The organism is Chryseobacterium piperi (genome assembly GCF_002285635.2).
Taxonomy (GTDB): Bacteria; Bacteroidota; Bacteroidia; order Flavobacteriales; family Weeksellaceae; genus Chryseobacterium; species Chryseobacterium piperi.
The window spans coordinates 4141215-4156030 of the sequence record NZ_CP023049.2; the positions used below are offsets into that span (position 1 = coordinate 4141215).

General features: G+C 34.2%; 15 protein-coding genes. 3 read left to right on the top strand and 12 right to left on the bottom strand.

Annotated elements, in window-relative coordinates; all coding sequences use genetic code 11:
* The first annotated feature begins 269 nt into the window (after positions 1-269).
* Both CJF12_RS18075 and ribB read left to right on the top strand, forming a co-directional pair.
* A complete protein-coding gene (locus CJF12_RS18075; RefSeq protein WP_034686079.1) occupies positions 270-1274 on the top strand; it encodes an LLM class flavin-dependent oxidoreductase in 1005 nt (334 codons plus the stop codon).
* A gap of 68 nt (positions 1275-1342) precedes the next feature.
* Positions 1343-2464, top strand: a complete 1122-nt coding sequence (ribB, locus tag CJF12_RS18080; protein ID WP_034686077.1) for a 3,4-dihydroxy-2-butanone-4-phosphate synthase — start codon at positions 1343-1345, stop codon at positions 2462-2464.
* A 22-nt stretch (positions 2465-2486) separates the two neighbouring features.
* Here the strand turns inward: ribB and fmt are convergent, their stop codons facing one another.
* The 6 genes from fmt to folK form a co-directional block, all read right to left on the bottom strand.
* On the bottom strand, positions 2487-3434 hold the full coding sequence (gene fmt / locus CJF12_RS18085) for a methionyl-tRNA formyltransferase (RefSeq protein ID WP_034686075.1): 948 nt from the start codon (positions 3432-3434) through the stop codon (positions 2487-2489).
* A 127-nt stretch (positions 3435-3561) separates the two neighbouring features.
* The gene (locus tag CJF12_RS18090; protein ID WP_034686073.1) at positions 3562-5463 is read right to left on the bottom strand and encodes a RecQ family ATP-dependent DNA helicase; all 1902 of its coding nucleotides are present in this window, start codon (positions 5461-5463) and stop codon (positions 3562-3564) included.
* A gap of 78 nt (positions 5464-5541) precedes the next feature.
* Positions 5542-6993 carry an OmpA family protein gene (locus tag CJF12_RS18095; protein ID WP_095591203.1) on the bottom strand — a complete coding sequence of 484 codons (1452 nt, stop codon included), beginning with the start codon at positions 6991-6993 and terminating at the stop codon, positions 5542-5544.
* A gap of 207 nt (positions 6994-7200) precedes the next feature.
* Complete coding sequence (locus CJF12_RS18100; protein WP_095591204.1) at positions 7201-8757, bottom strand: OmpA family protein; 1557 nt, start codon at positions 8755-8757, stop codon at positions 7201-7203.
* A gap of 78 nt (positions 8758-8835) precedes the next feature.
* Complete coding sequence (locus CJF12_RS18105) at positions 8836-9945, bottom strand: flagellar motor protein MotB (RefSeq protein ID WP_034683814.1); 1110 nt, start codon at positions 9943-9945, stop codon at positions 8836-8838.
* 17 nt (positions 9946-9962) lie between these two features.
* The gene (gene folK, locus CJF12_RS18110) at positions 9963-10382 is read right to left on the bottom strand and encodes a 2-amino-4-hydroxy-6-hydroxymethyldihydropteridine diphosphokinase (RefSeq protein WP_034683951.1); all 420 of its coding nucleotides are present in this window, start codon (positions 10380-10382) and stop codon (positions 9963-9965) included.
* Positions 10383-10401: 19 nt separating this feature from the next.
* Here folK and sppA point away from each other — a divergent pair, with 19 nt between their 5' ends.
* On the top strand, positions 10402-12156 hold the full coding sequence (sppA, locus tag CJF12_RS18115) for a signal peptide peptidase SppA (RefSeq protein WP_034683815.1): 1755 nt from the start codon (positions 10402-10404) through the stop codon (positions 12154-12156).
* A gap of 70 nt (positions 12157-12226) precedes the next feature.
* On the opposite strand, the gene CJF12_RS18120 is transcribed toward sppA, so the two are convergent.
* The 6 genes from CJF12_RS18120 to rpmB form a co-directional block, all read right to left on the bottom strand.
* The gene (locus CJF12_RS18120; protein WP_034683816.1) at positions 12227-12481 is read right to left on the bottom strand and encodes a GlsB/YeaQ/YmgE family stress response membrane protein; all 255 of its coding nucleotides are present in this window, start codon (positions 12479-12481) and stop codon (positions 12227-12229) included.
* A gap of 67 nt (positions 12482-12548) precedes the next feature.
* A complete protein-coding gene (gene ftsY, locus CJF12_RS18125) occupies positions 12549-13502 on the bottom strand; it encodes a signal recognition particle-docking protein FtsY (protein ID WP_034683817.1) in 954 nt (317 codons plus the stop codon).
* 10 nt (positions 13503-13512) lie between these two features.
* On the bottom strand, positions 13513-13986 hold the full coding sequence (locus CJF12_RS18130; RefSeq protein WP_051887254.1) for a RidA family protein: 474 nt from the start codon (positions 13984-13986) through the stop codon (positions 13513-13515).
* 89 nt (positions 13987-14075) lie between these two features.
* Positions 14076-14228, bottom strand: a complete 153-nt coding sequence (locus CJF12_RS18135) for a DUF4295 domain-containing protein (RefSeq protein ID WP_002976755.1) — start codon at positions 14226-14228, stop codon at positions 14076-14078.
* Positions 14229-14248: 20 nt separating this feature from the next.
* Positions 14249-14431, bottom strand: a complete 183-nt coding sequence (gene rpmG, locus CJF12_RS18140; RefSeq protein ID WP_034683820.1) for a 50S ribosomal protein L33 — start codon at positions 14429-14431, stop codon at positions 14249-14251.
* Positions 14432-14438: 7 nt separating this feature from the next.
* Complete coding sequence (rpmB, locus tag CJF12_RS18145) at positions 14439-14678, bottom strand: 50S ribosomal protein L28 (RefSeq protein ID WP_007841810.1); 240 nt, start codon at positions 14676-14678, stop codon at positions 14439-14441.
* Between the last annotated feature and the right edge of the window lie 138 nt (positions 14679-14816).

Here is a 14816-nt window from a genome sequence, read left to right on the forward strand (position 1 = left end):
TGATGTGGATTTTTTTTAATGTTTTGATTTATTGACAAATACGAATTTAATAATTAATTCTCTAATAAATGAATTATTGATGTAAAAAAATAATAAATTGATTATATACATATCGGTCATTCTCAATACCCGGTTTTAGATGTCATGGAGATGAGAAACCTCTTAATAGTTTTTTTTCACTGCATCAATCAGCTTTATCAATTTTAAAAAATTGGTAAAGCAATTTTTATATTCTAAATTTGTTGGTCTTTTGACCTAAAACTTAAAATATGAAAAAATTTGAATTGTCTGTTCTGGATCTTGCACCAATAAAGCAAGGAGTGAGCATTCATGATAGCTTTCAGGACAGTTTATCTTTAGCTAATCATACTGAAAACCTGGATTATAAAAGATTTTGGCTTGCTGAGCACCACAATATGGAAAGTGTTGGAAGTTCTGCAACTTCGGTTCTTATTGGTTTTATAGCTAATGGAACGAAAAAAATAAGAGTAGGATCGGGTGGTGTTATGCTTCCTAATCATAGCTCTCTGATTATTGCTGAACAATTCGGAACATTAGAATCTCTTTTTCCTGATAGAATAGATTTAGGATTGGGGAGAGCTCCGGGAACTGATGGTCCCACTTCTCAAGCTTTGGGAAGGAACCCTGCTACTATTAATCAGCAATTTCCAAGACAGATTTTGGAGCTTCAAAAGTATTTTTCCAAGGAGAACTCTACATCGCTGGTTCGCGCTATTCCGGGAGAAGGTCTGGATATTCCTTTGTATATTTTGGGTTCAAGTACTGATAGTGCTTGGCTTGCTGCAGAACTAGGGCTTCCTTATGCTTTTGCCGGGCATTTTGCTCCTGCACAAATGGAGATGGCTTTTAAAATCTATAGAGAAAACTTCCAACCTTCTAAACAACTGGATAAGCCTTATATTCTTGCCGGTATTAATGGAATAGCAGCAGAAACATCAGAAGAAGCACATCAACTTTCAACCACCTTATTTCAGGCATTTGTTAATCTGATCAGAAATGATAGAAAACCTTTTGCACCACCTGTTGCCGATATGGATGAAGTGTGGTCTCCAATGGAAAAAGCAGCAGTAATGCAAATGTTGGAATACAGTTTTATAGGAGGCCCATCAGAAATTGAAGAACAGCTAAAAAACTTCCAGGAAAAATTTAATGTAGATGAATTAATCATTAACACTTACATTTTCGATCATCAAAAAAGGCTTGATTCTTACAGTGTCTTCAGAAAAGCTGCTGACTCTTTATTTAAAGCGTAATAAACCATTTATATTAATTGGAAGATGCTCATTTTTATAAGTATCTTTGCATCAAATTTAAAGTAAAAATGTCTGATATTAAATTAAATACTATTCCTGAGGCAATTGAAGACCTTAAAAATGGTAAAATAATCATAGTAGTAGATGATGAAAACAGAGAAAATGAAGGAGATTTTCTATGTGCTGCAGAACTTACAACACCTGAACTAATTAATTTTATGGCAGTTCACGGAAGAGGGCTTATTTGTATGCCACTTCCTGAAAAAAGATGTGATGAGCTTGGGTTGGATATCATGGTAACAAGAACCAGTGATCCGAAAGAAACAGCTTTTACAGTATCTGTTGACCTTTTAGGAAACGGAACTTCTACAGGTATTTCTGCAGGAGATAGAGCTAAAACAATCCTCGCTTTGATGGATGAGAAGTCAAAACCTACAGATTTCATGAGACCGGGGCATATTTTCCCGCTTCGTGCTAAAAAAGGAGGGGTACTTAAAAGAGCAGGACACACAGAAGCTGCTATTGATCTTACGCATTTAGCAGGATTGAAAGAAGGTGGAGTAATTTGTGAGATCATGAATGAAGATGGTACAATGTCACGTTTACCTGATTTATATGCTTTTGCTCAAAAGCATGATATGAAAATTATTTCTATTGAAGATCTAATCCATTATCAGCTTAAAAAAGGAAATCTTGTTGACAGAATCGAAGAGAGAAAAGTTAAGACTTATTATGGAGAATATGACTTCTATGCTTTCAGAGAGACATCTAATGAGCAAATTCATTTTGTACTGACAAAAGGAACATGGACAGTAGATGAGCCTGTATTGGTAAGAGTTCAGTCTTCTGATTCTTATTTTGATGTATTAACAAGATTAAACAATGGAGAAAAACCTTTATTGGAAAAAGTAACCAGTATGATCAATGAAGAAGGAAAAGGAGTGATAATCTTCATTAATAATGTTTCAAATTCTGAAAATACTTTAAAGAAATTACAACAGTTCCTTGATTATCAGGACGGGCAGCAACAGCACCCAACTTTAGCCTATAATTACAGAGATTATGGGATTGGAACACAGATCCTTAAAAATCTGGGGATTAATAAATTTAAAGTACTCACCCAGAACCCTGGCGTGAAGCCTCAGGTTGGAGGATATGATGTAGAAGTTACCGAAATGGTTCAATTATAAATAAAGAAAATGGCTTGAGTAATCAAGCCATTTTTATTTCATCGAAATTTCTGAATCCGTTCAGAAAATCTTTAACAGTCATTCTCTTTTTACCTTCCAGCTGAAGTTCCAAAGGTTCATAAGTTCCATCTGATGTGTAAATCTTAAAACTATTTTTTGATATCTCCAGAGTTCCGATAGTTTTATTATGCTCTGATATTTCAAATCTCCCATTGAATATCTTTAATCCTTTTTCTTCTTCTCCTATCTTTAAAGTAGTAAAAGCAGCAGGATAAGGAGACATTCCTAGGATAAACTGATGGATTGATTTTGATGGAGCATCCCAGTTAATTTTAGTATCTTCTTTAAAGATCTTATAGGCATTTTTAGGATGTTCAACTTGGGGTTGGGGTCTTTCTTCTATTGTATTTTCAGCAAGCCCGTCTAATGTCGTTACAATAAGTTTTGAGCCAATTTCCATAAGCCTGTCATGAAGGCTTCCTGCATTTTCATTCGGTAATATTTCCAACTCTTCCTGAAGAAGAATATTCCCTTCGTCTATTTTTTCATTAATAAAAAATGTAGTGACTCCTGTCGTTTTTTCGCCATTAATTACTGCATAATTAATAGGGGCAGCACCCCTATAATCAGGAAGCAGGGAGGCGTGAAGATTGAATGTTCCTATTTTAGGCATTTCAAAAAGAACTTTAGGCATCATTCTGAATGCAACCACTACAAATACGTCTGCATTAAGACTTCTAATTTGTTCTAAAAATTCGGTATTCCTTAGTTTTTCGGGTTGAAAGACGGGAAGGTTATTTTCTTCTGCAAATATCTTTACCGGGGATTGATGAATTTTCTGCCCGCGTCCGCTTGCTTTATCTGCAACAGTTACAACACCTACAACTTCATGATGTGATTGATGAATGGCTTCTAATGCAGTTTTTGCAAACTCAGGAGTGCCTAAAAAAACGACTTTCAATGATTTCATAATGCAAAGATAAGAGGTCTGTTGATAATTGAAAAATTAAAAGATTTAAAAATTAAAATATAAGTTTTTAGATTCTTTATTGTTTTCTCTATATTCTTCTCTCCATTATTAATGCAATGTAGTACAATTAAGCCAATGTATATGTTCTGAAATTGAGCATTTTTACCTTTCCTGAATCTAAAAGAAAAATAAGATTCTCTAATATATTTTCTTTTGAATGATAGTTCAGTTGCACTGAAAGCTCCTCAATGGTAGATGGCTTTTTGGCAAGCAAAGTGATCAGGTGTGTCGAAATATTTTTCCCAAACATGGTCTGTTTATTTTTTTCACAGATAGAACAGTGTCCACAATTTTTTGAGTTCTTTTCGCCAAAATAAGAGAGAATAAGCTTCATTTTACAATAGTCATTATTTTCTACATAAAATTTCATTTCCTCCCATTTCTGAATTTTATTTCTTTGTATGTGTTCAAAGAGTTTCCAATAAGATGAATTGATAACCCGTTCATCTCTTGGCTTTAAAAATTTGATGCTTGACAAAGCTCCATCTACATATTCAAGATATCTTTTTTGTTGAAGCTCCTTAAGGCGCTCTTTTATCAAATGAATGCTGATTCCGATTTTATTACTTACGTTTTGTTCGCTGAACATCACTTTATGTGTTGTAATACCGGAAATAGTACGAAGTAATTGCTCAATGAAATAACCATCTTTTTTGGGTAGCTGGTCTATTTCATCAGCTTGCATTAGTAATTCTAGGGAAGAAAGGCTTTTATTATCATTATAGTATATGATCTCCTGGTTATGAAGGAAATTCAATACATTCTTAATTTTGGCAATGGATAATTTTGTAAAATTTTGAATCCCATTGATGTTAAGCTGGAATACCTTTTCCGGGAGTTCATATTCAGCTACCTGAAAAATAGAGTAGAGGTATGTGATTATTTTCAGGAACTCTGATTTGTTCGGGATTTGATTTTTCAGGATTTGTTCAAAGTTGATAATTTCCTGTTTATTCCATAGTAAATAAGCAAAGCTATCTTGTCCATCTCTTCCGGCTCTTCCGATTTCCTGATAATAATTTTCCAATGATGGAGCTGGGGAATAATGCAGGACAAAGCGAACATTATCTTTGTCAATTCCCATCCCGAAAGCATTGGTTGAAATTAATACATAATTATTACTGGTATTCCAAAGATTTTGCTTCGCATTTTTTTCTTTTGTGGTCAGACCGGCGTGGAAGTAATCTACATTTTTTAACTGGTTTTTATGTAGAAATTCGGTAAGTAGCTCGGCTTCTTTCCTGGTTCGTACATAGATAATACCTGAGCTATGATTATATTTTAAAATGTCAAAAACACGTTGAAATTTGTCTGAAACCTCTTCAGTGAAAATCCGGATATTTTCTCTTTTAAAACTCTTTTGAAAAATTTTTGGATTTTTAAGTTCCAGTTTAATTTTAATTTCTTCCAAAACTTTAGGAGTGGCAGTTGCTGTTAAAGCTAAGCATGGGATTTCAGGGTTGTTTTTTCTGAACTCCTTTATATTTTGATAGCTGGGACGGAAATCCTGTCCCCATTCTGAAATACAATGGGCCTCATCTACAGCGATAAAGGAAAGCTGTATCTCTTCGATATTCTGAAGGAATTGTTTATTGGTAATTCTTTCCGGTGATATGTATAATAATTTGGTCAGACCATCCTTACACCTGTTGTAGATTACTTCTGCATCATAGTCGTCCAGTTCTGAAGACAAGTATTCAGCTTCGATCCCTCTGAACTTAAGCTGATTTACCTGGTCCTTCATTAGAGCCAGAAGAGGGGAGATAACAAGGCATACTCCTTCTCTGAATAATGCAGGTAGTTGATAGCACAAAGATTTTCCTGCTCCTGTAGGAAGTAAAACAAGGGTATCTTTTTCGTTAATAATAGAATTGATAACTTCTTCCTGTGAATCTCTGAAACTATCATAACCCCAAAAATGTTTGAGGGTTTTATATTTTAACTGGTCAAAATCGTTGGAAGAAATCATGGTATAAAAATAAGGAAAGTATCATAACAAAAAAAGTCACGCAATGCGTGACTTTTATATAATTGAATAAATAGTTTATTATTTAGCCTCGAAATAAACTCTTCTGTTCGCTCTGTTTTTCCATTCAGGACATTTAGTAGCAGGCTCACATTCAGGGTATTTAAGGTCTTTTTCACCTCTACCTACAGCGTTTAATTTCCCGTTTTGAACACCATTTTTAATTAGGTAATTCTTAACGTTATTTGCTCTTCTTTGAGATAATTTTTGGTTATAAGCATCAGTTCCTCTTGTATCAGTAGCTCCGATTACGTTATAAGAACCATTAGATGAGTTGATATAATTAACCGCGTTGTTAAGGATAGGAGTGTTTGAAGGTAAGATTCTGTCAGAATTTAAATCAAATTCAATTCCTTCCAAAGTTCTTTCTTCTTCTTTTACCGGTCCTGTAGTTGACGTAGGACAACCATTGTTTTCAACAGGTCCAGGAACTGTAACACACTTATCGTAAAGGTCGATTACACCATCAAGGTCAGTATCAAGAGCAACACCAGCACCATCCACTCTTGCACCAGCAGGAGTATCAAGTTGTCTGTCCCAATCGTCACAAACTCCATCATTATCAGCATCTCCTTTTTTACAAACTTCGATATCTTGATTTTTGTTAGCTAAAACATCTAGTTTATAATAGATTTCCTGTAATGGGTCATGCCACATTAAGTGAGATTCATGTTTTCCTAATTTTAGAGTAACCCCTAAAGTAGCATTGAAGAAGTTATCAGATGTATTTTCCTCACGTTGGTTGATTTCGCTGTATTTAGCACCTCCACCATCAAACTGATCATCACCAGTAACTACATACATTACTCTACCTTCGATATCAAGTCTTCTGTTCACTTTAAACTTAAGACCTGTACCTACCTGTCCGAATAATGAGTTGAATTTAAAAGGTTTAACTTCTGTCATTAATCTTTGACGATTAGAACCATCTTTTAGATAAGCTCTGTATGCCAAGGTACCTACACCAGCGTAACCATGAAGTGCCCATCTGTATGTAGAGTGATTATCAACTCTTCTTAATAAATTAGAGAAGTTAATATCCCCTAAAATTGAAATCGCATCATACTGAGTTCTTGCAGCTAATCTCTGGCTCACAGCTAAATCAGTAGGAGCGGAATCTTTTGTACTGAAGAATCCTTGTCTTGTTTCTCCTCTGTCATATTGTAATTTAAGACCAAAAGCATGAGTAATTGCTTTATCAATACTTACATAAGCAGAGTATCCAAAAAGATTTTTACCATTACCATTTTTAATAGATGTTAAATCTGCTGATTGCATCAATGGTACCCCGGCACCAACTGAAATAGCCCAATCATTAAATCTTTTAGATTTCTGTGTAAAAGGCGAAACGTTAGCAGAACCAGAGGAAAATGTGTTAGGATATTCTCCGTTTGAAACTGCCGTTGAGTCTTGAGCAAAAGAAGCTGTTGGTACAGCTAATGCTAATGCTACGATAGCTAAACTTAATTTCATAGTGTATTTTTTTATTTAGTTAATTAAATGATTTCTATGTTTTTACTACACAAATTTCTTTTTGTCTATTTCTGGATAATGATAAATATCAATACTTTACAGTTATTTTTGATAATTGAGTAAAATTACTAAAAATATTTCATTTTGTAAAGATATAAATAAAGAAGCCGAAAAGATTTTTTTCGGTTTCTTTACTTAGATTGAAAATTATCTTTTCTTTTTCTTAGCAGGCGTCTTTTTAGAAGATTTCTTTTTAGGAGATTTCTGTGAAGAAATATCGTTATAATCTTTCTTTTTTATAGAGTCCCACTCTTTATTATCTTCTATAAAGCGAACTGTAACTTTTCTATCAGCTAATCTTTCTGCATCGGATGCGGAAGCTGGAATTGTTGCTTCTGCAGAACCTACACCTCTTGATTTTAGTGAATTTTGAGAAACACCTCTAACTTCTAAAGCAGAAACTACAGCAGCAGCTCTTTCTCTAGAAAGCTTTAAATTATAGGCTGCGTTTCCTTTAATATCTGTGTGTCCGGTTAGTAAATAGTTACCTTCACTTTCTTTGATAATTTTAGCAGCTTGATCTAACTTTTCATTAGACTCTGGTCTAATAGTAGCTTTATTAAAATTGAAGTATACATTTTTAAGTTCTTTTTCTACTTCTTTAGCTGTTTCGTGATTGTTTTTCTTTACCGGACAACCATTATTTTCAACAGGTCCAGGTACTGTAACACACTTATCGTAAAGGTCGATTACACCATCAAGGTCAGTATCAAGAGCAACACCAGCACCATCCACTCTTGCACCAGCAGGAGTATCAAGTTGTCTGTCCCAATCGTCACAAACTCCATCATTATCAGCATCTCCTTTTTTACAAACTTCGATATCTTGGTTTTTGTTGGCTAAAACATCTAGTTTATAATAAACTTCCTGTAATGGGTCATGCCACATTAAGTGAGATTCATGTTTTCCTAATTTTAGAGTAACCCCTAAAGTAGCATTGAAGAAGTTATCAGATGTATTTTCTTCACGTTGGTTGATTGCACTGTATTTAGCACCTCCACCATCAAACTGATCATCACCAGTAACTACATACATTACTCTACCTTCGATATCAAGACTTCTGTTCACTTTAAACTTAAGACCTGTACCTACCTGTCCGAATAATGAGTTGAATTTAAAAGGTTTAACTTCTGTCATTAATCTTTGACGATTAGAACCATCTTTTAGATAAGCTCTGTATGCCAAGGTACCTACACCAGCGTAACCATGAAGTGCCCATCTGTATGTAGAGTGATTATCAACTCTTCTTAATAAATTAGAGAAGTTAATATCCCCTAAAATTGAAATCGCATCATACTGAGTTCTTGCAGCTAATCTCTGGCTCACAGCTAAATCAGCAGGAGCGGAATCTTTTGTACTGAAGAATCCTTGTCTTGTTTCTCCTCTGTCATATTGTAATTTAAGACCAAAAGCATGAGTAATTGCTTTATCAATACTTACATAAGCAGAGTATCCAAAAAGATTTTTACCATTACCATTTTTAATAGATGTTAAATCTGCTGATTGCATCAATGGTACCCCGGCACCAACTGAAATAGCCCAATCATTAAATCTTTTAGATTTCTGTGTAAAAGGCGAAACATTGGCAGAACCAGAAGAAAACGTATTAGGATATTCTCCGTTTGAAACTGCTGTTGAATCTTGTGCAAAAGAAGCTGTTGGTACAGCTAATGCTAATGCTACAATTGCTAAATTTAATTTCATTGTGTTTTTAAATTATATTTTCAGTTAGTTATTTTAAACTAACATATTATTAATCGATTAATTAAGTGTGTATACTGTTTATTTGGTTGGACAACCATTATTTTCAACAGGTCCAGGAACCGTAACACATTTATCGTATAAGTCGATAACTCCATCAAGGTCCATGTCTAAAGCGACACCAGCACCATCTACTCTTGCACCAGCAGGAGTATTAAGCTCTCTGTCCCAATCGTCACAAACACCATCGTTGTCATTATCTCCTTTTTCACAAACTACAAAATCAGTAGCTGCGTTTTCAAGAACATTTGTTCTATAATAAGCTTCTTGTAAAGGATCATGCCATGCTAAGTGAGAAGGATGTTTTCCTAATTTAAAGGATAGACCTAAGTTCACTGTCCACATATTATCAGATCTTGACTTATTGATCATGTTGTATTTGGGATTGTTTGATGCTGGGTTATAATCAGCAGGATCTGCATTACCTCCACCATCAAACTCGTCATCTCCACTTAAGATGTACATTGTTCTTGCTTCAATATCGATAAGTTTTGAAACCTTATATTTTACTCCAAATCCGAATTGATAGAAAATGGAATTAATATCAAAGTCTTGCTCGATAAATAAAGGTACTCTTCTTGGATTGTTACTCCATCTGAATTGGTCATTGTCGTGTAAAGATGTGTTATACCCCATTACTCCAATACCAGCATAACCGTGGAAAGCCCATCTGTAAGGAGAGTGATTGTCTACTCTTCTCAATAAGTTAGAAAAGTTTACATCTCCCATCAAAGCCAATTGGTTGTATTTGGTATTTGCTTCTCCAACCCCGGCAACAGCGCCTGCTGCACCTGGTAGCTTAGCTTTTTGATTAGTTTCTCCTCTTTGATAGATTAAACTAATTCCAAAAACATGGGAAATTTGTTTGTCCAAACTGATATATGCATTATATCCCCAGTTAACCTTTCCATCATAAAATGATGTAAGATCAGCATGTGGCATAAATGCAGCACCACCTCCGATTGAAATAGACCAATCGTTAAATCTTCTTGCCTTATTGTCAAAAGGCTGAACATTTGCGGAACCCGAGGAGAATGTATTAGGGTACTTGTCCGACGAATTTACTTTAATACTGTCCTGAGCGTAAGTCGCAATAGGCAGTGCGGCCAATAATAATAAACCTAATTTCATACAATATGTTTTATGTTTTATTTGATAAAATCTTCTAATAATATCTTCGAAAATTCCCTTTCAAAAAGGTGTTTTTTATGAGGGATTTCCAGTCTTTCTGATATAAATTTTAACTCATCATATTTAACAATATCTATATCTATTACTCGATCATGATATCCTCCAGACATTTTAGAATCATTAATTCTCCCCATTTCGAATTCAATACTTTTAACTAAATCAAGCAGTTGAATAGGCGAAAGATGTGTGTATATTATTGCTGCAATATTACAAAAAATATTAGAACTAACAAATTCTACGGGCTCAGATGTTAAAAAAATACTAAATTTTAACATTTCCATACCAGCCTCTTTCATTTTTGCAATTGCCGTTTCTATATTTTTTTTTTGATCTCCAAGGTTACTTCCTAGTAACAAAACTACCTTATGCTGCGACATATTAAAAAATGATTGATATATGAAAAGTTTTTTTAAAAATGTTTTAGCAAATATAGTGGCAATTGTCATACTATGTGCTGTATTTTTCTTCTTTTTTATCATAATGCTGGTATTTAGTTCTATGAGTAGTGATAAATCTGTCGTTGTGAAAAAAAATTCGGTTTTAACGATTAATTTAAAAACAATGATAATTGATAGCCCAACTGAAGAACAGGTTGGATTATTTAATATCAGTAACCAGAATAAAAGTATCCTTATATATGATGCAGTAGAAGCTATACAAAAAGCTAAGACTGATGACAATATTAAAGGTATAAGTATTGAGGCAGATGATTTAAATGCAGGGATTACCCAGATTGATGACTTACGAAATGCCATAAATGATTTTAAAAAGAGTGGTAAATTTGTGTATGCATACGGTAATGATGCTTCACAGGCCTCTTATTATTTAGGATCTGTAGCTGATCAGTATTTCCTTAATCCTTCTGGTGGGATTGAATTAAAAGGATTAGCTACCGAAGTAGCTTTCTTTAAAGAGTTTGCTGAAAAATATGGAATTGGAATTGAAGTGATCCGTCACGGTAAATTTAAGTCTGCGGTAGAGCCTTTCATAAGAAATGATATCTCTCCTGAAAATAAAGAGCAATTAAGTATGCTTCTTAATGATATCTGGAAGAATACATCTACAAGAATTGCCACTTCACGAAAAATTGATACAGCTCAATTTAAAACTATTGTTGATAGTTTATATGGAATGATTCCGGAGCAAAGTTTGAAATACAAGTTGGCTGATAAACTTATTCAGAAGACGGAATATGATGAGCTTATCAAATCTAAATTAAGCCTTAAAGAAAAAGATAAACTGAATAAAATTTCATTAGGTAAGTATATTAACTCATATGCCGGAGATGATAAATCAGGAGATAAAGTTGCTGTTTTATATGCTTCAGGATCTATCAATAATGGTGACGGATACAATGAAATCTATTCTGAAAAATATGTTAAGTATATCAAAGATCTACAGGAAAATGATAAAGTGAAGGCTGTGGTATTCAGAATTAATTCTCCCGGGGGGAGTGCTAATGCTTCCGACGAAATCTTGTTTGAGCTTCAGCAGCTTAAAAAGAAAAAGCCTCTTATTGTTTCTTTTGGAGACTATGCAGCATCAGGAGGATATTATATTGCCATGGCAGCAGATAAAATTTATTCTGAGCCTAATACGTTAACCGGATCTATCGGTGTTTTCGGAGTAATACCTTATTATAAGGATATTGCTAATAAAAATGGAATCCGTTCAGATATTGTGGCTACCAATGCCAATTCTCAATATTATTCAGGATTGAATGGAGTGACACCTTATGGTGTAAGTATGATTACAAGAAGTGTTGAGGGAACCTATAAGAGATTTGTACATTTTGTGACACAAAACAGAAAACAGACTTTTGATCAGATCGATAACATCGGAGGAGGTAGAGTATGGAGTGGTACACGAGCAAAACAAATAGGGTTAGTAGATGAACTTGGAACCTTAAATGATGCGGTAAAGTTTGCTGCGGAGAAAGCAGGGTTAAAATCTTATAATATAGCTTCGTATCCTAAGAAGATGTCTCCTTTTGAGCAGATCTTTAAAGATCTTAATGAAGATGATATTTCAGCCAGAATAATCAAAAGTAAAATAGGAAAAACTAATTATGAAATCTTACAGCAGATTACAGATGAAAAGCTAAGATCTGAAGTAAAGATGGAAATGCCTTATCAGATCAAGATCAACTAAATTATATATTGTTTTAAAAAAAGACCGGTTTGAATTTCAAACCGGTCTTTTACTTTTATAAATATTTTTTTTAGCTCTTCCTGGTGGCCATCCCAAATATCCAAAGGACGATAAGGGCACCTCCTACAGCTAAGAGCATACTTCTGAAATCAAAACTTTCAACAGTTCCCCATCCAAGTAAACTTCCAACAAATCCACCTACGAAAGCTCCAACAATTCCTAATATGATAGTCATCAACCAACCACCACCTTGTGTTCCAGGCATAATAAGTTTTGCAATTGCACCTGCGATAAGACCAAATATGATCCAAGTTAAAATTCCCATAGTTCTAAATTTTTAATTGTTAATATGTATGAAATGTGTTTTCTGTTCAAAGAGGACATGATAAAAATCACCTCTTCTTGAAGAATGAGTCAACAAATTCCGTACCATTAAACAATTGTAAATCCTGCATCTTCTCTCCAACCCCTATATACTTCACGGGAATCTGGAACTGATCAGAGATTCCGATAACGACTCCTCCCTTAGCAGTGCCATCCAGTTTAGTAATGGCCAAGGCATTAACTTCAGTGGCTGCTGTAAACTGTTTAGCTTGTTCAAAAGCATTTTGTCCGGTAGATCCGTCAAGAACTAAAAGGATTTCATGAGGAGCATCAGGAATAACTTTCTGCATTACTCTTTTGATCTTTGAAAGCTCATTCATTAAGTTGATTTTATTATGAAGTCTTCCTGCTGTGTCTATAATAACAACATCAGCTTCTTGTGCTACTGCACTTTGAACTGTATCAAAAGCTACAGAGGCCGGATCGGATCCCATATCCTGCTTAACTATAGGTACGCCGACTCTTTCACTCCAGATGGTTAATTGGTCTACTGCTGCTGCTCTAAAGGTATCAGCAGCTCCTAATACTACTTTCTTACCTTCTGATTTAAATTGATGAGCAAGCTTTCCGATGGTTGTTGTTTTTCCAACACCGTTTACTCCGACAACCATTATTACATAAGGTTTTTTGGACGCATCAATATTTCCTGTCCCTGCATGAGGGTTTTCCAGAAGTAATCCGGAAATCTCATCACGAAGTATATGATCCAGTTCGCTTACATTGACATATTTGTCTCTGGCAACTCTGGCTTCAATTCTTTCTATAATTTTGATAGTAGTAGAAGCCCCCACATCCGAAGCAATCAATACTTCTTCAAGATCATCCAATACTTCATCATCTACTGTACTTTTGCCGACTACGGCTTTTGTTATTTTTTCAAAGAATCCCTGGCTGGACTTTTCCAGTCCTTTGTCTAAGGTTTCTTTTTCTTCCTTTTTGAATATATTTTTAAACCAACTCATAGTTTCATTCTTATTTGCTTTTTTTTATTACTGCAGTTGCTTCTACTTCAATCAATACATCATCTCTGAATAATTTACTTACTTCCACAAGACTGCTTACAGGAGGATTTTGAAGATTAATATATAAGTCCCTGACTTTCCTAAAGTCCGGTGTTCTGGAAATATCTGTTATAAAGATTCCCAGTCTTATAATATCTTTTGCTGTTCCTCCATATTCTTTTAAAATACTCTCAATATTTGTAAAAATTTGTTGAGTTTGTTTTTCTACGTTATTATTTCCTATTAAATTCCCATCTTTATCTAAAGGTACCTGACCTGATAAAATCACCATTGTAGAATCTCCGTAATCTATGCTTACAGATTGGGAAAGCCCTTTAATAGGAAAAACATTTTCTGAGTTTTTATATTCTATCGTATTCATTGTTTTTTGACTGAACGAAAATAGAAACATTGCTGTAAAAACCAGAACAAGAATCTTTTTCATATTTCATTGATTAGTCATCTGGTAGGCAAAGATAACAAAAAAACTACCCAAAATATGAGTAGTTTTAATATTGTAAATAAAGTATAGGATTATTTTTTCAAATAACCATCAACTTCGTCTGCATTCATTACTTTTTCTTCGAAAACGTAAGCTCCTGATTTAGAAGACTTCACCATTTTCACAACTTTAGTCATTTTTTTTGACTGACCGCTTTGTAGGGTTGCTACTACTTTTTTTGCCATGGTAAATTATATTTTATAAATTACTTGATTTCTTTGTGTAGGGTATATTTCTTAAGAACCGGATTGTACTTTTTAAGCTCTAATCTCTCTGTTGTGTTCTTTTTATTTTTTGTAGAAATGTATCTAGACATTCCTGCCATACCGCTTTCTTTGTGCTCTGTACATTCAAGGATTACTTGAACTCTGTTTCCTTTTTTTGCCATGATTCAATTACTTTTTAATCAATCCGTTTCTTACAGCTCTTTCTAGAGCTTCTTCGATTCCAATCTTGTTAATCACTCTCAATCCATGAGCTGATACTTTCAGTGTTACGTGCTTATCTTGCTCCGGAAGGTAAAACTTCTTCTCCAATAAGTTAATTTCAAAACGACGCTTCGTTTTGTTATTAGCGTGAGAAACGTTGTTACCAACCATTGCACGCTTTCCTGTTATTTGGCAAATTCTTGACATATCTCGATGTTCTTATTTGTATAATATTTGAGAGTGCAAAATAACGAAGAATTTTTTAGATAGACAAATCTTTTGGAAAATATTTATAAATAACCTGTTGATTAATAATTGCGAAGAAATGCCCGATCAGTAGGTGTT